The organism is Sphingomonas sp. CCH5-D11, assembly GCF_001557395.1.
In the GTDB taxonomy this organism is placed as follows: Bacteria; Pseudomonadota; Alphaproteobacteria; order Sphingomonadales; family Sphingomonadaceae; genus Sphingomonas.
Map to the genome: position 1 here is coordinate 1 of NZ_LSKH01000302.1, position 326 is coordinate 326.

At 69.9% G+C, this 326-nt stretch carries 1 pseudogene; it reads right to left on the minus strand.

The features are described 5' to 3' along the window. Positions 1-326 (minus strand): annotated as a pseudogene (locus tag AX702_RS18170) (ATP-dependent DNA helicase); the annotation flags it as partial.

Sequence of the window (326 nt, forward strand, 5' to 3'; positions counted from 1 at the left end):
GGCCCGATGATCCAGCGGCGGAGCTCGATCGTCTCCTGCCCGGTCAGCGCGGTGGCGAACATCGAATCCGCCGCGTCGAACAGGTGATGGCCTTCGTCGAACACGTAGCGCGTCGGGCGCGTCGCCAGCTCGCGGCCACGGGCGGCATTGACCATCACCAAGGCGTGATTGGCGATGACGATGTCCGCCTCCGCCGACGCGCGCGCCGCGCGCTCGATGAAGCATTTCCGGTAATGCGGGCAGCCGGCATAGACGCACTCGCCACGCCGGTCGGTCAGCGCGGTGGAGCCGTTGCGGCGGAACAGCGTGGGGAGCCAGCCGGGCAG